The sequence below is a fragment of the Burkholderia anthinoferrum genome (assembly GCF_002925705.1).
Classification (GTDB): domain Bacteria; phylum Pseudomonadota; class Gammaproteobacteria; order Burkholderiales; family Burkholderiaceae; genus Burkholderia; species Burkholderia semiarida.
Map to the genome: position 1 here is coordinate 18,266 of NZ_LFZP01000052.1, position 21,801 is coordinate 40,066.

Sequence of the window (21,801 nt, forward strand, 5' to 3'; positions counted from 1 at the left end):
GGCCACGCTGTCTGCAACCGGAATCGAGCGGTGCAAACCAGTCCATGCCCAGTGATCGGAAAAAGCGTCATGTCTCGAATCCCTTGGTCAATCGACCTCTTGCTGCTGATCGTCGCGGCCGTCACGCTCGCCTCGGGAGGCGTGTGCATGGCGTTCGGACTGCCGTCGCTCGCGCGAATCGCTTGGCTGGCGGGTACGTTGCCGATCCTGCTCGCGTTGACGGTATCGCTAGCAAAAGCCGTGGCGAGGCGCCAGGCCGGCATCGACGTGCTCGCGTGGCTGGCGATCGGGCTCGCGATCGTGCTGGACGAGACCCTGACAGCGGCAGTGATCGCGTTGATGCTGGCTAGCGGCCGCGCGCTGGAACAGTATGCGCAGCACCGCGCGCAACGCGAGATGACCGCGCTGCTCGGCCGCGCCCCTCGACGGGCAACCCGGTTCGAGAACGGCGAATGGCGCTCCGTTGCGCTGGAAACCATCGTCCCCGGTGACCGCCTCCTCGTGCGAAGCGGCGAGTTCGTGCCGGTCGACGGCACGTTGAGCGATGACGCGGAACTCGACGAATCCATGCTGACGGGCGAGTCGTCCAACCAGTCGCGACGTGCCGGAGAAAGCGCGTGCAGCGGCGTGGTCAACGTCGGCGCGCCGTTCGAAATGGTCGCTCGCACGACGGCAGGCGACAGTACGTTTGCCGGCATCGTCCGCATGGTCGAACGCGCGCAACGCGAGCGCAGTCCGTCCGTGCGTCTCGCGGATCGCTACGCCGCGCTTTTCGTACTGGCCTCGCTTTTCGTCGCGGGGCTCTCCTGGCTGATGACCGGCGATGTCGCTCGTGCGCTCGCCGTGCTCGTCGTCGCCACGCCTTGTCCGTTGATTCTCGCGGTTCCGGTCGCAATTGTGTCGGGCATGTCGCGTTGTTCGAGACGCGGCGTGCTGGTCAAGGGCGGCGGTGCGCTGGAACGCCTGGCTCAAGCGTCGATTCTGTTCTTCGACAAAACAGGGACGTTGACCGGAGGGCAGGCGCGTATCGTTTCGATCGAATGCGGCGGGGGCATCGCAACGGACGATGTGCTGCGTTGGGCGGCGTCGTTGGCCCAGGCATCAGGTCACGTCATTTCGGATGCGCTGACGATCGCCGCACGCGAACGTGGCATCGATCTGTCGCCGCCGTCGGCCGTCGTGGAAACGGCGGGTGAGGGCGTGACGGGCCGGGTCGACGATCGGACGGTCGCGATCGGCAAGTTCGAGTACGTTTCCGCCAGATCGACGGTTGAACCGTGGAGCGACGCGTTCCTGAGGCGGATCGCGGCCGAGGGCGGGGCTGCCGTATTCGTCGGCGTGGATGGCGTGATGACCGGCGCGATTCAGATGGCCGACCAGCTGCGACTGGAAACGCCAAGGGCATTGCGGTTACTGAAACGCGAGGGCGTCGAGCGCCTCGTCATGCTGACGGGCGACCGGCGTGACATTGCACAGGCCGTGGGCGAGCTGCTGGGTGTCACCGACGTGCGCGCCGAGCAGACGCCTACGGACAAGCTTGCCGCCATCGAGGCTGCCCGGAAGGACGGCGTGACGATCATGGTCGGCGATGGAGTGAACGATGCACCGGCACTCGCGGCGGCCGACGTCGGTATCGCGATGGGCGCGCGGGGGGCCGCGGCGTCTTCCGAAGCAGCCGACGTGGTACTGCTGGTGGATCGGCTGGACCGACTCGTCGATGCGATCCGTATCGCACGACGGTCACGCCGTATCGCGCTCGAAAGCGTGGTGGCAGGTATGTCGCTGTCGTTTGCTGCAATGACGATTGCTGCCGCCGGATTCCTGCAACCGATCGCAGGTGCGGTCGTTCAGGAAGTCATCGACGTCGTCGTCATCGTCAATGCGTTGCGCGTGTTGCTGGTGCCCGCGAGGCGGACGAGCGCCCGGCCGGCCGACCTCGACGTCGAGCAGCTCAAGCGCGAGCATGCGGCATTGTCGCCGTTGCTCGACCGGATCAGGGATCTGGCGGATCGCTTGCCGCAACTTTCCGCGGGAGCCATCACCCGGGAGCTGGTGCAAGTCATCGACTCACTCGACGAACGGCTGCTGCCGCACGAACGTGCCGACGATCTCGAAGTCTATGCGCGCCTGGCTCCGCTGCTTGGCGGCGAGGATCCGCTCTCCGCGATGAGCGGCGCCCACCGGGAGATCTTCAAGATGGTCCGATCGCTCAGGCAGATGGTCGAGGACGTGCCGCGCGACGACGTGAGCAGCATGCAGGTTCAGGCGATACAGCGTTTGCTGTACGGGCTGGAAGCGATCGTACGCCTGCATTGCGCTCAGGAAGAGGAGCTGTTCCATGCCGTGGGAACGGAGGCGTGACGAGAAGGCGTCATGCACTCGGCGCGGGCACGAGAAGGAGTGGCGTCTTCGTGATCCGCGCAACGCGTCCGGCCACGCTGCCGACGAGCCAGCCCGTGACGCCTCGCCGTCCATGAGTGCCCATGACGATCATGTCTGCATTCCATTCGATCGCGTCGCGCACGATCAGACGAGAAACGTCCGCGTCGATTCGATCCGTTTGAATCAGCTGCGACTGCGCGTGTCCGGCTGCGCCATCGAGGAGGGCCGTCGCGCCCTGCAGTGCATGGTTGCCTTCGCCGATCAATGCATCTTCCAGTGCCCCGCCAAGGACGAAGTCACCCAGCGCAGGGGGACGATCAACCACATATATCGCACGAAATTCAGTGTCGGGTCGAGAGAATGTCAACCCGGTCCGCAATGCGTCGAGTGCCATTGCGCTTCCGTCGACGGCGAACAGCATTCGCGTCGGCAGGTGCTCGGCAACCGACGCGAATCCTTCTGGAACGATGAGAAGCGGGCAGGGAACGAGTTTGCCGAGCGGGCCGGAAACCGTTCCTTCGACCCATCTGAGCAAGCCATGATGCTGACGTGCGCCGATGATCAGGAGTTCGGCCTGCCAGGCTTGCACGCTGTCGGTCAGCGCATGCACGATATCCCCGCCGCGGGCGGCCAGGTCGATGACTTCCGTGTCGATGGCGAGGTCGTCGCGATCCATTGCGGCTTTGGCGCGCGACAGCGCATCGGATGCATCCCTGAGCAACTCGACGCGCGCCGATTCGAGGAACGCCATGGCTTTCGAGCCGAGCGGGACAAGCGTTCTCGGATTTTCCGCAACGCTGACGATATGCACGGCTGCATTCGCTGGAACGAGCGCTTTGGCATACGCGAGTGCGTGAGCGGATGCGTTCGAACCGTCGATGGCGATCAGCACCCGTTGGGGAGCCTGGACTGCCTGGACGGGTGAAGTGCCGGTGTTCATGAATGTCTCCCGGTGGCGACCGACGATCGTGTGCACGGTAATTTTTCGCGCGTCCGGTTCTTCCCGGCTTGACCTTCGTCAAGCACGCTTGTCTTCGCGGTGCAACAGGGCAGGGTGACCGGTTCCCCGTCTTCGGCATCCTTCCCGCTCGTGCTCTCCGCCCCGCACCGGCGGGCGATTGACGCAGGTCAACCGCATTCCCGATGGCGGTCATACAGTCGATTCGGGCGATGCGGCACATGACCGCGCGCTGATTGCGGGCGCTCAGCCATCGCACGGCCGGATTCGCGCCGAGCATGTTCATGCCGCCCGATTGCGAGCGGAACTCAATGTGTTGCGGGGCGGGGCGATGAAACAACGGGGGTGGGCGGTCGGCGTGCTCCTTGCATTGGCCGCGTGCGCCGGCGCGGAACGGAACGCGGCCTTCCGGTCGACGGAAACGCAGTTGTTCGCGACGCGCCAGGTCGCGGTGCTGCAGTGTTCGACGCCTGCCGAATGCGACCGCGCATGGCACTTCGCACGCCGCTACGTCGAAGCGCATTCGTCGACCCGGATCACGCGCGCCGATACGGACACGATCGAAACGGCGGCGCCGTTTCTGGCCGGAGAAGTGTATCTGTGGGCCTCCCGCACGGCGTCGGGCGGCGCGTCGGTGATCCGGCTCAAGGCGATGTGCAAGGGCATGTACGCCAGCGACGGCGGCCCGGGCTGGCGGTACGACGCGTGCGCGACGAAGATCCTCGACATCGAGCGGGGCTTCCGGTCATACGGGAACCCGGCGCGTTCGTCCGACGCGCCGACGGCGCCCGTCGTGCCGCGATGATCCGGCGTCTCGCGGCCGCTCGCGTGCCGGTTTCCGCGTGATTCCGAACCGTTGACCTCCGTCAACGCCCGCTTCCGGCGAACGCCGAAGATGAAAACCATGCCGAACGCCGCCGGCGCGTCGGTTCATCCAGCGAGGTCGGTATGTACACGAACATCATGGTCGCCGTGGACGGCAGTCCTTCATCGCAACGCGCGCTCGACGAGGGCTTGAAGGTGGCGCGATCGTGCGGTGCCCGCCTGTTCGCCGTTTTCGTCGTCGACAAATCGCTGCTGATCACTTACAGCGGGCGCCTGGATCCGGATGCATTGCTCGCCGAGATCCGGCGCGACGGCGCGTCGGTCCTGCGACAAGCGGAACGAACCATCGCGCACGCGGCAGTCAACGGCGAGACGGAACTCGTCGAGACCGAGCTTGGCGAGAGTATCGCCGAACGGCTGCAGCGCTACGTCGCCGAACGGTCGATCGATCTCGCGGTGGTCGGCACTCACGGGCGGCGCGGGGTCCGGCGGCTGTTCCTCGGCAGCGTCGCCGAACGGTTCCTGCGCGGATCGAGCTGTCCGGTCCTGCTCATGCGCGGCACCGACGCCGCACCGGCCGCGGCGGCGGCGTAGGGCCGCCATGCACGCAGCGCCGCCAGCCGGCGCCTGCCCGTGCGCAACCTGCCGAGGTGACCATCATGCAGATCTCGTTTCCTTCCGAACATCCGGCGTATTGCGGCCTGGATCCGGCACTGACCTTTCCGGCGCTGGTCGAAGGCCACCGCGTGCGCTGCGCGATTACCGCGGAAGCGCTGGAGGATCACTTCCGCGCGGCGTCGCCGCGCGAGCAGGATCTCGTGGAGGCGTTTGCCCGCCACCGTCCCGCGATCGAGCGCGCCGCACGCTGCCTGCTCGAGGAGATGGGCGGGCGGCCGATCCTGCTTCACAGCGGCTATTTCCGGTTCTGTACGTGAGCGCCCGCAGTCGTTGACGCGCATCAAGCGCGTGCCGATACGGGCAGTTACGCTGGAATCCTGATGATCGTTCGTCCGTTGTGCGGCACACGGTGCCGTGCCAATCCGGTCTTCATCATGGCGTCGCGCGGGCGGGACGAACGCGCGGGCCGCTTGTCTATCGTTCAAGGAGTGCGAACCATGAGCAATGTCACGCGTTACGATCCGTTTTCGATCGAACCCGTCGCCGACCTGTTTCAGGGGCTGTTCAGGCCGCTGCGCGGAATGACGCTGACGGACGAGCCCGATCTGGCCTCGATGAAGATCGACGTGACGGAAAGCGACGAGGCGTACAAGGTCAACGCGGAACTGCCGGGCGTCGCCAAGGACGACATCGACGTCCAGGTGACGGGCAGCACCGTATCGATCAACGCGAAGATCGAGCGCAACAAGGAGCAGAAGGAGGGCGAACGCGTGATCCGGCGCGAGCGCTACAGCGGTGCGATCAGCCGTTCGTTCTCGCTGTCGGGCGAGATCGACGACGCGAATGCAACGGCGACTTACCAGGACGGCGTGCTGTCGCTGACGCTCCCGAAGAAGGCGCCGGTCGCGCAGAAGAAGCTGGCCATCAGCTGATCGGACAGCAGGCAGCGGGCGATGCTGGCACGCGTCGTCCGAAGAGGGATACCGGCGCGCGGAGCGATCCGCGCGCCGTCTTCATTGAAGCGGTCGCGCGAACGCTCACGCGTGAGATCCCGTGCCGCCGGCCCGGTAGCCCACCGTCTGCGCGAGGATCGGGAGTTCGTCCTCGTTCAGCCGCAGCGCATCGGCAAGCGCGCGGTGGTTGATCCAGCCGCGTACGACGGTGCCGAGCCCGGCGGCCGCGCAGTAGAGCGACACGTTCTGCGCGATGGCGCCGGCCGTGATCGCCGAGAACACGTCGCGCTGATGCGGCGGCATGTCGAGGATCGGCGAGGTGCGCACGACGTAGACGAGATCCAGCGGCGCGCGGCCGACGAAGTCCTGGTAACCCGTGAGGTTGCGGGCATCCATCGCGTGTTTCAGCACGAGCCGGTGCGCGGGCGCGTCATAGCGATAGACGCCGCACGGCAGCGCGACGTACACGTCGATTTCGTTGAACGCATGCGCGGACGGCGCCGTGCGGCCGCCGCCGGCGGGCCGGTTGACGCCGTCCGCGGCCCACAGCATCGCGCCGAGCGTCGCGGGCGGCAGCGGCGTGGCGGCGAATTCGCGGGCGCTCATTCTGGCTGCGAGTGCCGTCATCAAGGGCGGGCCGCTGTCGAGGTCCGGATGCGGCAGGTCGATGAGGGCCGGGGATTCGCCCTGTGGCGATACCGGCCGTGCCGGCGGCGCCGGCGAATAGGCCAACAGTTGCTGTTCCGTCATGTGAGTCTCCTTGGAGCATCGCCGTGCTTGCCTGGGACGTCGCGCATCGGCGATTTCACGATAAGACGGCCGGGCCGCATCGGCTTGACCTCCGTCAAGCGGTGCTCCGGCGGGCTGCGACGCGCGTCGAGCGGCGTCCGTTGACCTGCATCAGCGATCCCCGGCCGCGCGTGTGCGAATCTGGGGATGTGCGGCGGACTGGCGCGCCGCGGCTCACAGGAGTGCAGGCGATGAAGACCGACAAGCAGTTGAAGCAGGACGTTCAGGACGAACTGGAGTCCGACCCGGCGATCGACGCGACACGTATCGGTGTCGAGGTGGTCAACCGGATCGTGACGCTCTCGGGTCATCCGCCGAGCTATGCGGAGAAGCTGGCGATCGAGCGGGCGGCGAACCGCGTGGCCGGCGTCAAGGCGCTCGTCGTCGACATGACCGTGCATCTGCCGGACGACGACGTCCGCACCGACGAGGACATCGCGAACGCGGTGCGTTCGGTGCTGCACTGGACGGTCGGGCTGCACGACGACGCGGTGAAGGTGCAGGTCGAACACGGCTGGATCACGCTGTCCGGCAGGGTCGAATGGGCGTACCAGAGCCACCTTGCCGTGCGGGCGATCTCGCAGATGCGCAGCGTGACCGGCGTGACCGACCATATCGCGGTGCAGGGGACGATCGGCTCGGCCGACATCGGCGGCAACATCAAGCGCGCGATCATGCGCCATGCGGAGCGCGAGGCGAAGCACATCGCGATCGAGGTGCGCGACGGCACGGTGCGGCTGTCCGGCAAGGTCGGCTCGTTCTCCGAGCGCAAGGCCGTGCGCGGGGCGGCATGGTCGGCGCGCGGCGTGCGTGCCGTCGTCGACGACCTGGTCGTCGAGTAACGCCGGCGAGCGGCAACCGGATGCGCGGTCCGCGCGGAAGGAGGAGTCAAATGACACTGTCAGGCGAGGTGCACGACGCGGACTGGTCGGTGGCGATCGAGACGATCGCCGCCGGAACGGGCGGCTATCGTTGCAGGATCCACGTGACGCTGGTGTCGCCGGAGGGCGCGTGCGAGCGTACGTTCGCGCACAGCCGGGCCCACGACACCGAGCGCGAAGCCGTGATCGACGGGCTGCGCGCCGGGATGACGTGGGTCGAGATGATGAAGTCGAACACGTTCACGGTTTGAGGTCGCGGCACCCGTGCGCATGTCGCACGGGTGCCGGCGTTTCGTTCGCCACGTGACGCAACCGGCGTCGCATCGCGTGCGCATCGACATCGACGTGCCTAGCCGTCCGACCGATCACGGGTGGCACGCGGCGGCGCGGCGCGCGGGACCGGTTCGTCGTCGCGCGCATGCCTGCGTTGCCGCCCGACATGATGCGCGACGGCGTCGGTCACGGTCGGAAAGAAACAGGCGGGGCCGAATGCGTCGTACAGCCCGTAGGCGCGCAGGCGATCCTTCACCGGGCCCTTCATTTCCGCGAAGTCCAGCGCGATCTTCCGTTCCCGGAGTTCCTCGCCCAGCACCACGAGCCGGTCCGCGGCGCTGACGTCGATATCGGTGACGGGCTCGGCCGCGATGACGACGCGCGCAACCGGGAATGCCGACTTCGCGATCGCCGCGTGCAGATGCTCGCAGAAAATCTCGACGTTCGCGTAGAAGAGCGGCGCATCCCAGCGGAACAGCAGGAGCCCCGGTATCAGCACGGCGTCCGGATGCCGCGCGACGTCGTGATAGCCGCGCACGCCGGCGAGCCGGCCCAGCACCGCATCGTACGGATGCCACGCGCGCCACACGAACGACAGCAGCGACAGCGCGCTGGCGAGCAGGATGCCGGGCACGACGCCCATGCCGATCACGCCGGCGAAGCACAGCACGGAAATCAGGCATTCGCCGCGGCGCATCCGGTACAGCCGCACGACGCTGCGGACGTCCGCGATGGCGAACGCCGCGTAGATCACGACGGCGGCCAGCGCCGCGCGCGGCACGAGGGTCAGCAGCGCCGGGGCGGCGGCGAGCAGGAGCGCGATGCAGGCTGCCGCGACCAGATTCGTGACCTGGCTTTGCGCACCGGCGGCGATCGCGACGGGCGTACGCGATGCGCTGCTGCTGACCGCGCACCCTTGCATCACGCCGGCCAGCAGATTGGCGGCGCCCAGTGCGAGCAGTTCCTGGTTGCGGTCCGGCGTATCGCCCGCGCGAGTGGACAGTGCGCGCGACAGCATGCTGATGTCGGCGAACGACACCAGCGCGACGGCGATCGCGCCGGACGCTAGCGCGACCAGGTCGGCAACGGACACGGCCGGCAGATGCGGTACGGGCGCGCCGGCAGGCAGGGCGCCGATCGTTGCCGCGCCGTGCAACGGCGGCACCTGCGCGACGACGGTTGCCGCCAGCACCGCGATCAACACGCCGGGCGCACGCGGCATCGTGCGTTTCATCAGGAAAATGATGGCGAGCGTACCGATGCCCAGCGCGGTCGCGGCAACGGAGAACCGGTGTCCGGAGAGCGCCTGCACGATGCGCGGCACGCTGGTGAACACGTCGCCGCCCGATACCGGCATGCCCAGCAGTTCCGGCAACCGGCCGATCGCGAGCGCAATGGCGATGCCGTTCAGGTAGCCGTACTGGATCGGACGCGACAGCAGATCGGTGACGAAGCCGAGGCGGAGCGCGCCGAGCAGGATGCAGATCGTGCCGGCCGACAGCGCCAGCGCGCCGGCGAGCGCGATCGCGCGTTGCGGATCGTGACCGGCGAGCGGGGCGATGGCGCCGGCAATCAGCGCGGCCAGCGCCGAATCCGGGCCGAGGACGAGGATCCGGCTCGGGCCGAGCAGCGCATACGCGAGCAACGCGGCGATCGACGCATGGAGCCCCGTGATGGCGGGCAGGCCGGCCGCCTCGGCATAGCTCATGCCGACGGGCACCAGCACGGCCGACAGCGCGATGCCCGCGTAGAGATCACGCGGGAGCCATGCGCGACGGTAGTTCGCGAGCAGCGCGACGCCCGGGAACAGGTGGGCGACGCGGGCGGAAAGGGGCCGGTTCATGGCGGCTTCATGCCGGAGCCGTCCGGGCGAGCGGGAGGGCCGGGGCCGCCCGGCGCACGGTCGCCGGGCGGCGGCCAGCCCGGGCAGACGTGCGAAACGGCAGGGCGACAGGGGTCATTGCGTCGGGCGGCAAGGCCGCTGCCGCTGCACCGGATGCCGGCGGCACGGCACGGCGATGCGCGGCTTCAAGCAGTTTCAAGCGGCCTCAGGCGGCCTTGCGCACCGACAGTTGCAGCGCCTGCGCGAAGCGCGCCAGCGTGGCGATCGATCCCGTCACGCTTTCGTACCGCTCGCGCCCGATCTGGCCGTCGAGGATCACGAGCATGCCGGCGTCGCGTGCGAGGGCGACGAGCGCCTGCGTGTCGAGCGCGGCTGCGTCGGTGCGGCCGGCCTGATCGCCCGGATCGGGAAGATGGGTAGCGTATGACATGACGACTCTCCTGAGGGCCCGGAATCCGGATGCCGCGCAGCCGTGATCCATGAATTCAGTATCGTTGCCGCGCCGGCGCGATTCAATCGGCATGCCCCGAAGCTGCGGTAGGAATCGTTCAGCGGGCGTCGGCAGATTCCTACATGGCACGCGGTTTCGGCTTCGTGCGGCGGCGCACCGGCCGCGCCGTGCGCCGCCGCGCATACCAGCCGCCGATCGCGCGCCAGATGTCGGGGGCGGATTCGCAGTACGTGAACAGGTCGAGATCGCTGCGGTCGATCATCCCTTCGTCGGCGAGGAAGGCCAGGTCCACCGCGCGGCGCCAGTACGCTTCGCCGACGAGGATGACCGGCAGCGGCGGGATCTTGCGCGTTTGCAGCAGCGTCAGGACCTCGAACAGCTCGTCGAACGTGCCGTAGCCGCCCGGGAAAAATACCGCCGCCTTCGCGCGTTCGAGCAGGTGCAGCTTGCGGATCGCGAAATAGTGAAACCGGAAGCAGAGATCGGGCGTGATGTACGGATTCGGCGCCTGTTCGCGCGGCAGCTCGATGTTGAAGCCGATGCTCGGCGCGCCGCGCTCGTACGCGCCGCGATTCGCGGCCTCCATGATGCCGGGGCCGCCGCCGGTGACGATGGCGAGCCGCGCGGTGCGCGTGCACCGGTCGACGTGGCCGACGATGCGCCCGAATTCGCGCGCGACGCGGTAATACACGCTGTGCTCGACGAGCCGGCTCGCCGCCGCGACGGCACGACGCCGGCCCGCATCGTGCGGACGCGCCGCGAGCAGGCGATTGGCTTCGTTCAGCCGCGCGTTCGCGACGGCAGGAGCAACGATGCGCGTGCTGCCGTAGATCACGACGGCATGGCCGATGCGTTCGTTCTGCAGGCGTTCCTCGGCCTTCCAGTAGTCGAGTTGCAGCCGGATGCCGCGCATGCCCGTGCGCTGCAGGATGGTGGCATCGTCGTCGGCGGGCGTGCAGTTCGCGCGTTGCGCGTGCGGCGGCGCGCGACGCGGGCGGCGCCCGGCGCCGTCGTGGCCCACGATCGCAGCGGGGCGCGTGCGGGTGCGCCGGCCGCGCGTGTCCGCCGGCATCGGGTCGCCTGCAGTACGGCGGCGCACTTCACCGCGTGCGGTACCGGCGGGAATGCGTTTGACGACGGTCGACATGAGCGGCGGGCCGGCGGGCCGGTTACTGGCTGAGCACCCACTGCACGAGCTGGTGCGCGTCGTCGGCGGACAGCGGGCCGCCGCGATCCTCGGCGGACGGCATCGGCGTGTCGCCCCAGTGCACGCGGCCGCCGACGCGCAGCTTGCGTTCCAGTTCCGGCACGGCCGCCGGATCGCCGCGGTAGCGCTGCGCGATGTCGTGGAACGATGGCCCGAGGAACGTCATGTCGGACGTGTGGCAGAACATGCAGTGCTGCGCATTGACGAGATCGGTCGGCTCGGGCACGGCCGTCTGCGCGGTGGCCGGGTGGGCCGCCGCGGCGATCACGCAGAAGGCGGCGTTACGCAGGAGGTTCATGTCGTTTTCCTTGTCCGGATCGAAAGAGCCGCATCGCGCCGCAAGGCGCGCTCACGAGACGACTTCGTCGAGCGGGCGGCGCGGCGAGTGTGGCGTATGCGGGCCGCGCCCGACCCGCAGCAGCAACTGCGGTTCGCCGTGCAGCCCGAGCATGTGGCGCAGATGGGCGCGCAGCCCGGCCGTCTCGATCGGCTGGTTCAGGTACGACGCGGTATAGCCTGCGCGCGTCGCGACGAGCAGGACGCGCTCCAGCGCCTGTCCGGCGGCGAGCCACGCGTCGCGATCGTCGCGCACGGTCGAGATGCATACGACCAGCGGCGACGCGCCGACGAGCTGGTGATGCAGCGCGGCCAGCCCGTTGCCGAGATCGAAGGTCCGTACCGCCATCGTCACGACGGGCGCCGCGAAATCCAGCAGCGTCGGCACGCCGGCCGCGAACGCCGGCATGCCGTCGGTGTGCCGGCGCGGATCGATCCAGCTCGCCAGTTCGCGCCTGAAGCGCGGGTCCGCGAATTGCTGCTGGTCGGCCTCCGCAACCAGCTCGGCCACCCGTGCGCGATTCGCGATCGAGTCGATGCAGGTGATCTCGGCGCCTTCCGCGACGCCGGCCGCGATCAGCTCGCGCTGAAGGTCGTCCGGCACGGCCGTCGATTCGAACGGCGCACGCGTCGTGACGCGCTCCGGGATCGCATCGAACAGCGCGCCGAGCGACGCGTCGGAATAGCCGTCGTCGCATACCCGGACCATCGCGAGCAGATCGGGATCGATGTCGGACGGAAACGTGCTGATCGTGTGGGCGAGCCCGGCGTGATCGAGCGCGACGCGCAGGTTGAGCAGGGCTGCCCCGCAGCTGATGATCAACTCGCGATCGAACGGATCGATGACGGGCAACGCACGTACACGATCCGCGCAGACCGCGATCGTGGGGCCGTCGACGATGAACCGCCACGGCTGCGAGTTGTGGCTGGACGGGGCCAGCACCGCGTAGGCCAGCAGCGACTTCAGGTATGCCTCGGGGTGGGCGCTCGCGGCTAGTGGGGGAACGGATATCATTCGATCATCTCCTGGTCGCCACACGTCGGGCGTGACGCCACTTCATCGTGTCAGCAACCGTCCGACCGCCGTTGACCCACATCAAGCGCCCGTCACCGGGCCATGCGTTCGCGACGCGGAGCGGCTAGCGTGGAGAGGTGAAGCGTACGCACCGGCGTGCGCAGGGGAGGCGAGCATGCTTGCGATGATGTTTGACGGCACGACACCGCATTTGCGCGAGGCGCGCGTGCCGGAGCCGTTGCCGGCGGCGGGCCAGTTGCTGATCGACGTACACGCATGCGGCGTATGCCGGACGGATCTCCACGTCGTCGACGGCGAGCTCGCGCACCCGAAACTGCCGCTGATCCCTGGGCACGAAATCGTCGGCACGGTGCGCGCGCTCGGCGCGGGCGTGACCGGCTTCGCGGTGGGTGACCGCGTCGGTGTGCCGTGGCTCGGCTCGACGTGCGGCCATTGCGCGTATTGCGCGGCGGGCCGTGAGAATCTGTGCGACAGCCCGGGATTCACCGGCTATACGATCGATGGCGGCTATGCGGAGCGCACCGTCGCCGACCACCGCTATTGCGTGCATCTGCCGCGGCGCTACACCGATCTCGAAGCCGCGCCGCTGCTGTGCGCGGGCCTGATCGGTTATCGAACCTTGCGCATGGCGGGCGATGCGCGCCGCATCGGCATCTACGGCTTCGGCGCGGCGGCGCATCTCGTCGCGCAGGTCGCGCATGCCGAGGGGCGAAAGGTGTTTGCGCTGACGAAGCCCGGCGATACCGTCGCGCAGCAGCTGGCACGTTCACTCGGTGCCGCGTGGGCCGGCGGCAGCGACGAAGCGCCGCCCGAGGCGCTCGACGCCGCGCTGATCTTCGCGCCGGTGGGCGCACTGGTGCCGGCCGCGCTGCGCGCCGTCGACAAAGGCGGGATCGTCGTATGCGGCGGCATTCACATGAGCGATATCCCGGGCTTTCCGTACGCGTGGCTGTGGGGCGAGCGCCGCATCGTGTCGGTCGCCAACCTGACGCGTGCGGACGCGGTCGAATTCATGCGGGTCGCCGATGCGGTGCCGCTGCGGGTCGAGGCCGTGCGCTACGCGCTGACCGATGCGAATCGCGCACTCGACGACCTGCGCACCGGGCGTTTGTCCGGGGCAGCGGTACTCGCCATGCGCGGCAGATGCGCTCGCCGCGCGCCGCGCGGTCAGATTCGCCCGAGGCCTTCCGGATCGACGATGCGGATCTGCTTGCCTTGCGCGGCGACGAGCCCCTTGTGCTGGAACTTCGACATCATGCGGCTCACCGTTTCGAGCTTCATCCCGAGATATTCGCCGATCTCGTCGCGCGTCATCCGCAGCACGAATTCGGCGGCCGAGTAGCCGCGCGCCTTGAAGCGGGTGGAAAGGTTCAGCAGGAACGCGGCCACGCGCTGTTCGGCGGTCATCGTGCCGAGCAGCAGCATCAGCGCGGATTCGCGGACGATCTCGCCGCTCATCATCTGGTACACGTGATGCTGCATCGGCCGTACTTCGCGGCACATCTGCTCGAGCTGGCCGAACGGAATGATGCAGACCGTGCTGTCCTCGAGCGCGATCGCGTCGCCGTTGTGGTGCCCGGTGTGCACGCCGTCGAGCCCGAGCGATTCGCCGACGATCTGGAAGCCGGTGATCTGCTCGTCGCCGTCGCGATGCATCACGATGGTCTTGAACGATCCGGTTCGGACCGCGTAGATGCTGTTGAACGCATCGCCCGCGCGAAACAGCGTTTCGCCGCGCCGGACGTGCCGCGTCGTGCAGATCATCGCGTCGACGCGCGCGAATTCGTCAGGAGAAAGGTCGGCCGGCATGCAGACGGTACGCAACGCGCACGTCGAGCAACGGGACGCGGCGCGCTTCGGTTGCTCCGCCCGTTCGACGGGATGCAACGGGATGAACGGGCGTAACGGCATGGTCGGCGAAACTTCGGCATGGCTCTGCATGATCGGCTCCAGTATGTTGAGGACAGCGGCGAGCCGCCGTGGGCGGGATCGCGCTGGTGGTAGCGCCCGCGGTCCTGACGGTTGCCGCACTCATGGTGAAGAACCGCGCCGGACGAGCCGGGGGGACCTGTCCCGACGGCGATTGCCGCCTTTGCTCCGCGAGGCGCGTGCTTGTTTTTCTTGATCTGGAGTATGGATGTTGCGCGGCGTCAAGGAAATCAGCAGCGATTGAAGATGCAGTAGGTCGCATTGAAGCGATGTAGGCGGTTTCCTACACGGGTGCGGCATTTTGTCCGGGCCGACGCAAGGGCGCACCCGTCGTGAGCCGGAGCCGCCATCAGAGCTCGTCCGGGTCGTCGAACAGCTTGTGGCGCATCGCATAGCGCACGAGCGCCGTGTCGTTCGGCATCTGCATCTTCTCGAGAATCCGCGTCTTGTAGGTGCTGACCGTCTTGACGCTCACGCACAGCGCCTGCGCGATTTCGGAGATCGACTCGCCGGTCGTGACGCGCCGGAACACGTCGAATTCGCGGTCGGACAGACGCTGGTGCGGCAGCGGATCGGTCGGCTCGTTCAGGCGCTGCGCGAACTGCTCGGCCATGGTCAGGCTGACGTAGACGCCGCCCGCCGCGATCTTGGTCAGCGCCGCGACCAGCTCGGCGCTCGCGCTCTCCTTGGTCATGTAGCCGGACGCACCGGCGCGGAACGCGCGCACCGCGTATTGCTGCTCGGCATGCATCGTCAGCACGAGGATATGCAAGGCCGGCTTCTCGTCCTTGATCTGCTTGATGAGTTCGACGCCGTTGCGGCCCGGCATCGACAGGTCGAGCACCAGGACATTCGCGCAGGTATCCCGCACGAGCGCGATCGTGGACCCGCTGTCGCGCGCTTCGCCCGCGACCTCGAAGCCGCTTGCGCTCTGCAGGATGTGCCGCAGGCCGTCCCTGACGAGGGCGTGGTCGTCGGCGATGAGTACCCTGATCATGACAATACGTCTCCTTGCTGGATGGCGTGAAGCGGCAGCGCCACGGTAATCGTGAACCCCGTTCCGGGCCGGTTGTCGATCGTCACCGTGCCGTCGAGCATGTGTACGCGTTCACGGATGCCGATCAGCCCGAACGACGGACGATCGCGCTCGTCGCGGGCGCTCTCCGGGGCGCCGTGGCCATTGTCCGCGATGCGCAGCACGCAGTAGCCGTCGTCCACTTTCAATGCGAGCGTCACGTGCGTCGCATCGGCGTGGCGCGCGACATTGGTGAGCGCTTCCTGCACGATGCGGAACAGCGTCGTGGCACCGGCGCTGGTGAACGCGGTATCGACGGGGGCAATGTTCCGGTCGACCGTGATCCGGTAGCGATGCGTGAAATCGTTGACCAGCCACTCGATCGCCGGGATGAGGCCCAGGTCGTCGAGCATCACCGGCCGCAGATCGGCCGCGATGCGCCGCACCGACGCAACGGTCGAATCGATCAGGCGGTGCATGCCGCCCAACTGCTCGCGCACGCCGGTGTGAGGCGCGACGATGCCCGCGAGCCCCAGTTCGACGGCGGAGAGATCCATCTTGAGCGCCGTGAGTTGCTGGCCGAGGTCGTCGTGCAGTTCTCGCGCGATCCGCGTTTTCTCTTCCTCGCGCACGTTCTGCAGGTTGGCGGACAGGTCGCGCAGTTCCTCGCGCGACTGCTTGAGCGCATTTTCCGCCCGGACGCGCTCGGTGACGTCGCGCAGCATGACCGTGTACAGCTTGCCCGTGCCGTCGCGAATCTGCGATATCGACGCCTCGATCGGAAACTCCGAGCCGTCGCCGCGCAGGCCGAACAGCACGCGCTGCTGTCCCATCTGTCGCTCCGACACACCCGTCACACCGAATTGTTGGACGTGCCGCGTGTGCGCGGCACGGAAGCGCTCGGGGATGAAGCGGGAGAGCGGCGCGCCGATCGCCTCCATCGCGGAGACGCCGAACACGCGTTCCGCCGCCGGATTGAAGATCACGATCGTCTGGCCTTCATCGACGGTAATGATGGCCTCCATCGACGACCGGATGATGCCCATCATCCGGGCCTCGGTCGGCTGGCCGTCGCCGGCGGGGACGGCGCCCGACGTTTTCCTGACGGCGACCTGCCGCACGAGGGCGGCCAGTGTCAGCGACAGCGCGATTCCGGCCGCCAGCGCGGCCATCGCGGCGCCGGACGTGTCGGGGGCCGGCGCACTGTAGCGCAGCGACAGCGGTGTGCCGCCGAACGTCAACGCATCCGTTCGCGTGAGCCCGTCGCGGGCGGCGGTGGCGTCGCCGCCGCCGAAGCCGCCGGAATAGACGGGGGCCGCCGGGTTGTCGGCCGTGATTTCCATGTGCAGGCGGTCCAGGACCGATGGATCGACAAGATGCTCCGGATCGAGCGCCGCATAAACGTATCCGGTCGCACGCGCATGCCGCGGCCCGGACGAAGCCCCGTCTTCAGCGTTCGCATAAATCGGCAGATACAGCGTCAGCGTCGTGCGGGCGATCGTCGTGTCCGAGTTGTCCTGGAGGGCATTCGCCGCCAGCGCGGTCTTGCCGGTTTCTGCCGCGCGCTGCAGCGCAAGCCGGGTTGCCTGATCGTCGCCGTCGGCGCTCGGTTCGATTCTTCCAAGGCTGCGGACGGGCAACTGCAAACCGTCCAGATTGAGACCGGCGAGGTAGCGTCGCCACGCTTCGCCCGACTGAGGCACGGCCAGCGTCGCCGCGAAGCCGCGCGCGCCGCGCAACACGGCGGCGGCGCCGAGGAGGCTGCGCCGGAGATCGGCCGTCGCGAGCGTCGCCGATTGCGCGAAGCGTGCCTGGGCGGCTTCCTGCCCCTGGTTCTGCAGATGCCGGGCGCACGCAAATGACGCAGCCAGGCCGAGCGCCAGCGTCAACAGCGCGGCCAGGGGCGCGTATCGCGCGGGCCGAGACCCGTGCGGAGCCGGCCCGGCCTTGAAGGAGGACGCATTGACTGTCATGGCCGTTCATCCTGACGGATTTCGCCGGCGGCTGGCGGGCGGCGGCCCGGACGCGAGGCACGAAACGCGGGGCGGGCCGAAACTGCGATGTCGCCCGAAATTGTGCGCGTTTTGTCTGGATTCGCCAATCGGGACCGGTGCGTATGCCGGCTGCCGTCCGGGCTTGACCGGCGTCAACCGGATGGCGCGCGTCGGGCCCAGACTGGTTTGGCATTCCAGTCAAAACCCAACGGCACCAGGGAGGCATCATGTACGCACGGATCTTTGCAGCACTCGACGGCAGCCGCAGTTCGCGGCTGGCGCTCGACGAGGCGATCGCGCTTGCTCGCGATTCGGGCGGCCTGATCGTCGCCGTATGCGTGGTATCGGACGCGCCGCGACTGACGGACGTCGACAGCGGCTATATCGACCAGCGCGACCCGGCGGGGCTGGATGCGGACAAGGCCGCGATCGCGGTGGCGGACGCGGAGACCGCGTTTCGGCTGTGCGGCGTGCGCGGCACCGCGCACACGATCGACGCGTGCGGCGAGGATGTGTCGTCCGTGCTGGCGCGAGCGGCCGCGGAATGCGACGCGGACCTGATCGTGATGGGCACGCACGGGCGCCGCGGCGTGCGCCGCGCGGTGCTCGGCAGCGTCGCCGAATCGCTGGTGCGCACCGCCGACCGGCCGGTGCTGGTCGTGCGTGAGGGGCAGGGCGCGTGCGCGGCCGTGTTGTGACCGAAGAGGGCAGCCGCCGGCGGCTGCCCCGTCGTCACGCGTGCGGCGTCAGTGCGACAGCAGTACCGGCACCGTCATCGTCTCGAGGATGGTGCGCGTCGCACCGCCCAGCACGCGTTCGTGCATGCGCGCATGGCTGTACAGGCCCATCACCAGCAGATCCGCATGCAGGTCGGTCACCCGGTTCAGCAGCGTCGCGCCTACGCCGACCGAGCGGTCGCGCGGCGTCGTCGAGAACGACGCGCGCACGCCATGCCGTTCGAGATACGCGGCGACGTCGACGCCCGCCGGCGTCTTGTCCGGATCGGGCTGGCCGCGCACGACCGTCTCGACGTTGACGAAGCGCGCGCGGGCCAGCAGCGGCAGCGCATCGGCCATCACGCGGGCGGCTTCGCGCCCGCCGTCCCAGCCGATCAGCACGTTCTCGCCGATCGTTAGCACGTCGCCCGCGTAGGGCACGACGATCGCCGGACGGCCGCTGCCCATCACGACATCCTCGACGAAATGGCGCGCCACGTAGGTCAGGCGATCGTCCGGGTCTTCCTGGCCGAGGATCAGCAGGTCGGCGTGGCGCGCGTGCAGGATGGCGGCGGCGGTCGCGTCGCCGGCCGGCGCCTGCCATTCGACGCTGCGTCCCGCGCGCTCGGCGGCGATCAGGAATTTCTCCTCGGCCTCCTTGCGCCGCTGGTCGCACAGGCGTTCGTACACGGCCAGTTTCAGCGGTTCGTCGGGCCGCCGCAGCGGCTCGAGGAGATCCTGGCAGACCACGTAGAGGCCGATCAAATGCGCATTCCAGCGCGCCGCGAGTTCGAGTGCGAGGTCGACGCGGATCGCGCAGCGCTCGCTGTCGTCGAGATGGACGAGCAGGGTCTTGTAGCTCATGACGGCTCCTTTTCGGTGGATGCGGCGGCGGTCTCGGCAGGTTTTCCGGACGGGCAGCCCGCCGGAATCATCAGCACCGGGCACGTGGCCAGGCGCAGCACGCGCTCGGCCACGCTGCCGAGGAAGAGGCGCTGAACGCCGCGCCGGCCGTGCGTGCCCATGATGATCAGGTCGGCCTCGATTTCGTTGGCAAGACTGACGATCCGGTGCGGGATGTCTTCGCCCGCCGGCGCGACGTTGGAGATCTGCGGCGTGCCGGCGACGTCGCGCGCCTTCAGGCGTCGCGCCGCGTCATCGGTGACGCGCAACCCTTCTTCACGAAAGGCGTCGATCAGGATCGACGGATCGTAGCCGTACATGTCGTAGGCCGGCACGAGGAAATCGACGACGTAGACGGGAGTCAGCCGCGCACCCGTCTCCGACGCGATGGCCAGCGCGGCGTCGAGTGCACGGGACGACGTGTCGCTGCCGTCGAGTGCAACCAGAATGTTCGAGTACATGGCATTTCCCTTGAACGGATGTGGATGAGATCATCATCGGCGCGCGCGCGCCGGTCGCGCTGATCTGGATCAAGCGTCGCGGTTGGCGCGCAGCACCCCGACCGCGGCGCGCGCGGCGATCCACGCTTCGTTGGCCGGCTCGACGACAACCGTGACCGCGCTCGACGCGGACGACACGACCGGCGCATGGTCCGCGTTCGCGCCCACGTCGATGTCGATGCCGAGCCAGCCGAGCGCCGCGCAGATCCGCTCGCGCAACACGGCCGAGTGCTCGCCGATGCCGGCCGTGAAGACCAGCATGTCGAGGCCGCCGAGCAGCGCGACGAGCGCACCGGCTTCGCGCACGATGCGGTGGACGTAGAGTGTCAGCGCATCGCCGGCGAATGCATCGCCGGCGGCTTCGCACGCCAGCAGCACGCGCGGATCGCCGGAAGCGCCCGACACGCCCTTGAGGCCCGACTCGTGATAGAGCATGTGGCCCAATGCGTCGGTGGACAGCTTGCCGGCCTCGAGCAGGTGCAGCACCACGCCGGGATCGAGGGTTCCGCAGCGCGTGCTCATCATCAGCCCGTCGAGCGCCGAGAAGCCCATCGTCGTCGCGACGCTGCAGCAGTCGCGCATCGCGCACAGGCTGGCGCCGCTGCCGAGATGGGCGGCGATCACGCGGCCGTGCGCACGCGCGCCGAACTGCTCGTCGAGCGCGACGGCCAGGTATTCGTACGACAGACCATGGAACCCGTAGCGGCGCACGCCCTGGTCGAACCATGCATGCGGCAGCGGCAGCAATTGCTCGGCGCGCGGCAGTGTGCGATGAAACGCTGTATCGAACACGGCGACCTGCGGCACGTCGGGAAACGCGTCGCGCAGCGCGTCGATCGCATCGAGGCTGTGCGGTTGATGCAACGGCGCGAGCGGCGTCAGCGTGCGAAGCGCGTCGAGCACCGCGTCGTCGACGACGACCGGGTCGACGTACCGGGCACCGCCATGCACGACACGGTGTGCAATGGCGCCGAGCGCGATATGCGGCAGTTGCACGCGGATCCACATCGCGACCTGCGCGAGCACCGCACGGTATGGATCGCACGTGCGCAGCGGCAGCGTGCCGCCCGGGGCGGCGTCGAAGCGGATCGACACGCCGTTGCCGGTTTCGATCGCTTCACCCTCGTGCAGCGGCCGCCGCGCGGGATCCCCGTGCGGCGGATATGCGAACACCGCGAACTTCACGCTCGACGAACCGGCATTGACGACGAGCAGCGCGAGCGTACGCATCGATCGATTCAGTGCGACATCAGCACCGGGAGCGTCATCGACGCGAGCACCGTGCGCGTGGCGCCTCCCATGATCAGTTCATGCCAGCGCGGATGCCCGTACGCGCCCATGACCAGCAGGTCGGAACCCGTTTCGTAAGCGCGCGACAGCAGCGTGTCGCCGACCGACGCGCCGGTACCGGTGTCGATATCGAGCACGTTCACGTCGCGCGCATGGCGCGCCAGCATCAGCGCGGCATCGGCGGCCGGAATGCGTGTGGTCGCCGCTTCGGAATCGCCGTCGACCACGGCGGCGACCGTCGTGCGCTTCGCATGCTCGAGGAACGGGAGCGCGTCGTGCGCGGCGCGGGCCGCTTCGCGGCTGCCGTCCCAGGCGACGAACACCCGTTCGCCGATCGACGGGAATTCGCCGGTGTAGGGCCAGAACAGCACCGGGCGCCCGGCGGACAACACGAGGTTCTCCGGAAACTGGTCGTCGATGTAGGTTTCGGGATCGTTCGGGTCGCTCTGGCCCGCAATCACGAGGTCGGCAAGACGAGCGGCACGCGGCACGGCCACATTCGCGCGCTCGTCCGCGCGAACCCAGGTGGCCGGCACTTTGGCCCGCGCGGTTTCCGCATGGAACAGGCGCTCCAGTGCGCCGAGCCGCTCGTCGCGTTGTTCGCGGTGCGCGCGGAAATAGTCTGCGGAACCGGCCATCACGTAGAACGAATGCGGCTCCGGCGTGTAGACCGCGTACAGCCCGGTGAGATGCGCACCGAAGCGCCGGGCAAGACGCAACGCCAGCTCGAGACGCGAATGCGCGCGGGTGCTCGTATCGAGGTGCACGACTAGGCTTTTGTAGCTCATCGGAATCGCTCCATCGACGGGTGATCCGCCAGTGCAATCCAGTCTACGAAGCAGGGTTTCCGCGTGCTTGACTCAGATCAACGGGTGCCATGCGCCACGGTCGCACAGTGACGT

22 protein-coding genes and 1 pseudogene are annotated in these 21,801 nt (G+C 68.4%); 9 read left to right on the forward strand and 14 right to left on the reverse strand.

Annotated features, from left to right (window positions below; translation table 11 throughout):
* The first annotated feature begins 69 nt into the window (after window positions 1-69).
* Complete coding sequence (locus C5F75_RS22730; RefSeq protein WP_104012881.1) at window positions 70-2,361, forward strand: heavy metal translocating P-type ATPase; 2,292 nt, start codon at window positions 70-72, stop codon at window positions 2,359-2,361.
* A 10-nt stretch (window positions 2,362-2,371) separates the two neighbouring features.
* Here the strand turns inward: C5F75_RS22730 and C5F75_RS22735 are convergent, their stop codons facing one another.
* Window positions 2,372-3,322 (reverse strand): universal stress protein, encoded by a 951-nt coding sequence (locus C5F75_RS22735; RefSeq protein WP_046547312.1) that lies wholly within the window; start codon window positions 3,320-3,322, stop codon window positions 2,372-2,374.
* Between the two features lie 349 nt (window positions 3,323-3,671).
* Between C5F75_RS22735 and C5F75_RS22740 the strand changes: the two genes are divergently transcribed.
* From C5F75_RS22740 to C5F75_RS22755, 4 genes are all read left to right on the forward strand, one after another.
* Window positions 3,672-4,145, forward strand: coding sequence for a hypothetical protein (locus C5F75_RS22740; RefSeq protein WP_104012771.1), 474 nt, complete (start codon window positions 3,672-3,674; stop codon window positions 4,143-4,145).
* Window positions 4,146-4,288: 143 nt separating this feature from the next.
* Entirely contained in the window at window positions 4,289-4,759 is a 471-nt protein-coding gene (locus C5F75_RS22745) for a universal stress protein (RefSeq protein WP_047852893.1), read from the forward strand.
* Between the two features lie 65 nt (window positions 4,760-4,824).
* The gene (locus tag C5F75_RS22750) at window positions 4,825-5,100 is read left to right on the forward strand and encodes a DUF1488 family protein (RefSeq protein ID WP_104012772.1); all 276 of its coding nucleotides are present in this window, start codon (window positions 4,825-4,827) and stop codon (window positions 5,098-5,100) included.
* Between the two features lie 180 nt (window positions 5,101-5,280).
* Window positions 5,281-5,715 carry an Hsp20/alpha crystallin family protein gene (locus C5F75_RS22755; RefSeq protein ID WP_046546555.1) on the forward strand — a complete coding sequence of 145 codons (435 nt, stop codon included), beginning with the start codon at window positions 5,281-5,283 and terminating at the stop codon, window positions 5,713-5,715.
* A gap of 105 nt (window positions 5,716-5,820) precedes the next feature.
* Here C5F75_RS22755 and C5F75_RS22760 read toward each other — a convergent pair whose 3' ends face one another.
* The gene (locus tag C5F75_RS22760) at window positions 5,821-6,486 is read right to left on the reverse strand and encodes a nitroreductase family protein (RefSeq protein ID WP_104012773.1); all 666 of its coding nucleotides are present in this window, start codon (window positions 6,484-6,486) and stop codon (window positions 5,821-5,823) included.
* Window positions 6,487-6,716: 230 nt separating this feature from the next.
* Between C5F75_RS22760 and C5F75_RS22765 the strand changes: the two genes are divergently transcribed.
* Both C5F75_RS22765 and C5F75_RS22770 read left to right on the forward strand, forming a co-directional pair.
* Window positions 6,717-7,367, forward strand: a complete 651-nt coding sequence (locus C5F75_RS22765; RefSeq protein WP_039353456.1) for a BON domain-containing protein — start codon at window positions 6,717-6,719, stop codon at window positions 7,365-7,367.
* Between the two features lie 50 nt (window positions 7,368-7,417).
* A complete protein-coding gene (locus C5F75_RS22770) occupies window positions 7,418-7,657 on the forward strand; it encodes a hypothetical protein (RefSeq protein WP_104012774.1) in 240 nt (79 codons plus the stop codon).
* Between the two features lie 98 nt (window positions 7,658-7,755).
* Here C5F75_RS22770 and C5F75_RS22775 read toward each other — a convergent pair whose 3' ends face one another.
* The 5 genes from C5F75_RS22775 to C5F75_RS22795 all read right to left on the reverse strand — a co-directional run bounded on the left by C5F75_RS22775 (window position 7,756) and on the right by C5F75_RS22795 (window position 12,531).
* Window positions 7,756-9,522, reverse strand: a complete 1,767-nt coding sequence (locus C5F75_RS22775; RefSeq protein ID WP_104012775.1) for a SulP family inorganic anion transporter — start codon at window positions 9,520-9,522, stop codon at window positions 7,756-7,758.
* A gap of 205 nt (window positions 9,523-9,727) precedes the next feature.
* Window positions 9,728-9,952, reverse strand: a complete 225-nt coding sequence (locus tag C5F75_RS22780) for a hypothetical protein (RefSeq protein ID WP_046546559.1) — start codon at window positions 9,950-9,952, stop codon at window positions 9,728-9,730.
* 139 nt (window positions 9,953-10,091) lie between these two features.
* On the reverse strand, window positions 10,092-11,120 hold the full coding sequence (locus C5F75_RS22785; RefSeq protein WP_104012776.1) for an LOG family protein: 1,029 nt from the start codon (window positions 11,118-11,120) through the stop codon (window positions 10,092-10,094).
* Between the two features lie 22 nt (window positions 11,121-11,142).
* Window positions 11,143-11,478, reverse strand: coding sequence for a c-type cytochrome (locus C5F75_RS22790; protein WP_047852887.1), 336 nt, complete (start codon window positions 11,476-11,478; stop codon window positions 11,143-11,145).
* 51 nt (window positions 11,479-11,529) lie between these two features.
* The gene (locus tag C5F75_RS22795) at window positions 11,530-12,531 is read right to left on the reverse strand and encodes an Acg family FMN-binding oxidoreductase (protein WP_104012777.1); all 1,002 of its coding nucleotides are present in this window, start codon (window positions 12,529-12,531) and stop codon (window positions 11,530-11,532) included.
* Window positions 12,532-12,706: 175 nt separating this feature from the next.
* On the opposite strand from C5F75_RS22795, the pseudogene C5F75_RS22800 reads away from it, so the two are divergent.
* Window positions 12,707-13,690 (forward strand): annotated as a pseudogene (locus C5F75_RS22800) (zinc-dependent alcohol dehydrogenase family protein); the annotation flags it as partial.
* 29 nt (window positions 13,691-13,719) lie between these two features.
* Here C5F75_RS22800 and fnr read toward each other — a convergent pair.
* The 3 genes from fnr to C5F75_RS22815 form a co-directional block, all read right to left on the reverse strand.
* Window positions 13,720-14,493: a fumarate/nitrate reduction transcriptional regulator Fnr gene (gene fnr, locus C5F75_RS22805; RefSeq protein ID WP_039353434.1), complete on the reverse strand. Its 774-nt coding sequence runs from the start codon at window positions 14,491-14,493 to the stop codon at window positions 13,720-13,722.
* 337 nt (window positions 14,494-14,830) lie between these two features.
* Complete coding sequence (locus tag C5F75_RS22810; protein ID WP_104012778.1) at window positions 14,831-15,478, reverse strand: response regulator; 648 nt, start codon at window positions 15,476-15,478, stop codon at window positions 14,831-14,833.
* Window positions 15,475-17,469, reverse strand: coding sequence for a PAS domain S-box protein (locus C5F75_RS22815; protein WP_104012779.1), 1,995 nt, complete (start codon window positions 17,467-17,469; stop codon window positions 15,475-15,477). The genes C5F75_RS22810 and C5F75_RS22815 overlap by 4 nt, the downstream gene beginning before the upstream one ends.
* A gap of 248 nt (window positions 17,470-17,717) precedes the next feature.
* On the opposite strand from C5F75_RS22815, the gene C5F75_RS22820 reads away from it, so the two are divergent.
* On the forward strand, window positions 17,718-18,188 hold the full coding sequence (locus tag C5F75_RS22820; protein WP_047852883.1) for a universal stress protein: 471 nt from the start codon (window positions 17,718-17,720) through the stop codon (window positions 18,186-18,188).
* A gap of 48 nt (window positions 18,189-18,236) precedes the next feature.
* On the opposite strand, the gene C5F75_RS22825 is transcribed toward C5F75_RS22820, so the two are convergent.
* The 4 genes from C5F75_RS22825 to C5F75_RS22840 all read right to left on the reverse strand — a co-directional run bounded on the left by C5F75_RS22825 (window position 18,237) and on the right by C5F75_RS22840 (window position 21,687).
* On the reverse strand, window positions 18,237-19,070 hold the full coding sequence (locus C5F75_RS22825) for a universal stress protein (protein WP_060009674.1): 834 nt from the start codon (window positions 19,068-19,070) through the stop codon (window positions 18,237-18,239).
* Entirely contained in the window at window positions 19,067-19,570 is a 504-nt protein-coding gene (locus C5F75_RS22830; RefSeq protein ID WP_060009677.1) for a universal stress protein, read from the reverse strand. The genes C5F75_RS22825 and C5F75_RS22830 overlap by 4 nt, the downstream gene beginning before the upstream one ends.
* Window positions 19,571-19,639: 69 nt before the next feature.
* The gene (locus tag C5F75_RS22835) at window positions 19,640-20,839 is read right to left on the reverse strand and encodes an acetate/propionate family kinase (protein WP_104012780.1); all 1,200 of its coding nucleotides are present in this window, start codon (window positions 20,837-20,839) and stop codon (window positions 19,640-19,642) included.
* A gap of 8 nt (window positions 20,840-20,847) precedes the next feature.
* Window positions 20,848-21,687 carry a universal stress protein gene (locus tag C5F75_RS22840; RefSeq protein WP_104012781.1) on the reverse strand — a complete coding sequence of 280 codons (840 nt, stop codon included), beginning with the start codon at window positions 21,685-21,687 and terminating at the stop codon, window positions 20,848-20,850.
* Window positions 21,688-21,801: the final 114 nt, after the last annotated feature.

Bases quoted from the DNA above. Each gene is read 5' to 3' on its own strand.
- C5F75_RS22840 (WP_104012781.1), bottom strand. From the start codon at position 21,687: ATGAGCTACAAAAGCCTAGTCGTGCACCTCGATACGAGCACCCGCGCG.
- C5F75_RS22835 (WP_104012780.1), bottom strand. From the start codon at position 20,839: ATGCGTACGCTCGCGCTGCTCGTCGTCAATGCCGGTTCGTCGAGCGTG.
- C5F75_RS22830 (WP_060009677.1), bottom strand. From the start codon at position 19,570: ATGTACTCGAACATTCTGGTTGCACTCGACGGCAGCGACACGTCGTCC.
- fnr (WP_039353434.1), bottom strand. From the start codon at position 14,493: ATGCAGAGCCATGCCGAAGTTTCGCCGACCATGCCGTTACGCCCGTTC.
- C5F75_RS22780 (WP_046546559.1), bottom strand. From the start codon at position 9,952: ATGTCATACGCTACCCATCTTCCCGATCCGGGCGATCAGGCCGGCCGC.
- C5F75_RS22790 (WP_047852887.1), bottom strand. From the start codon at position 11,478: ATGAACCTCCTGCGTAACGCCGCCTTCTGCGTGATCGCCGCGGCGGCC.
- C5F75_RS22815 (WP_104012779.1), bottom strand. From the start codon at position 17,469: ATGACAGTCAATGCGTCCTCCTTCAAGGCCGGGCCGGCTCCGCACGGG.
- C5F75_RS22795 (WP_104012777.1), bottom strand. From the start codon at position 12,531: ATGATATCCGTTCCCCCACTAGCCGCGAGCGCCCACCCCGAGGCATAC.
- C5F75_RS22750 (WP_104012772.1), top strand. From the start codon at position 4,825: ATGCAGATCTCGTTTCCTTCCGAACATCCGGCGTATTGCGGCCTGGAT.
- C5F75_RS22820 (WP_047852883.1), top strand. From the start codon at position 17,718: ATGTACGCACGGATCTTTGCAGCACTCGACGGCAGCCGCAGTTCGCGG.
- C5F75_RS22825 (WP_060009674.1), bottom strand. From the start codon at position 19,070: ATGAGCTACAAGACCCTGCTCGTCCATCTCGACGACAGCGAGCGCTGC.
- C5F75_RS22770 (WP_104012774.1), top strand. From the start codon at position 7,418: ATGACACTGTCAGGCGAGGTGCACGACGCGGACTGGTCGGTGGCGATC.
- C5F75_RS22745 (WP_047852893.1), top strand. From the start codon at position 4,289: ATGTACACGAACATCATGGTCGCCGTGGACGGCAGTCCTTCATCGCAA.
- C5F75_RS22735 (WP_046547312.1), bottom strand. From the start codon at position 3,322: ATGAACACCGGCACTTCACCCGTCCAGGCAGTCCAGGCTCCCCAACGG.
- C5F75_RS22755 (WP_046546555.1), top strand. From the start codon at position 5,281: ATGAGCAATGTCACGCGTTACGATCCGTTTTCGATCGAACCCGTCGCC.
- C5F75_RS22775 (WP_104012775.1), bottom strand. From the start codon at position 9,522: ATGAACCGGCCCCTTTCCGCCCGCGTCGCCCACCTGTTCCCGGGCGTC.
- C5F75_RS22740 (WP_104012771.1), top strand. From the start codon at position 3,672: ATGAAACAACGGGGGTGGGCGGTCGGCGTGCTCCTTGCATTGGCCGCG.
- C5F75_RS22760 (WP_104012773.1), bottom strand. From the start codon at position 6,486: ATGACGGAACAGCAACTGTTGGCCTATTCGCCGGCGCCGCCGGCACGG.
- C5F75_RS22730 (WP_104012881.1), top strand. From the start codon at position 70: ATGTCTCGAATCCCTTGGTCAATCGACCTCTTGCTGCTGATCGTCGCG.
- C5F75_RS22765 (WP_039353456.1), top strand. From the start codon at position 6,717: ATGAAGACCGACAAGCAGTTGAAGCAGGACGTTCAGGACGAACTGGAG.
- C5F75_RS22785 (WP_104012776.1), bottom strand. From the start codon at position 11,120: ATGTCGACCGTCGTCAAACGCATTCCCGCCGGTACCGCACGCGGTGAA.
- C5F75_RS22810 (WP_104012778.1), bottom strand. From the start codon at position 15,478: ATGATCAGGGTACTCATCGCCGACGACCACGCCCTCGTCAGGGACGGC.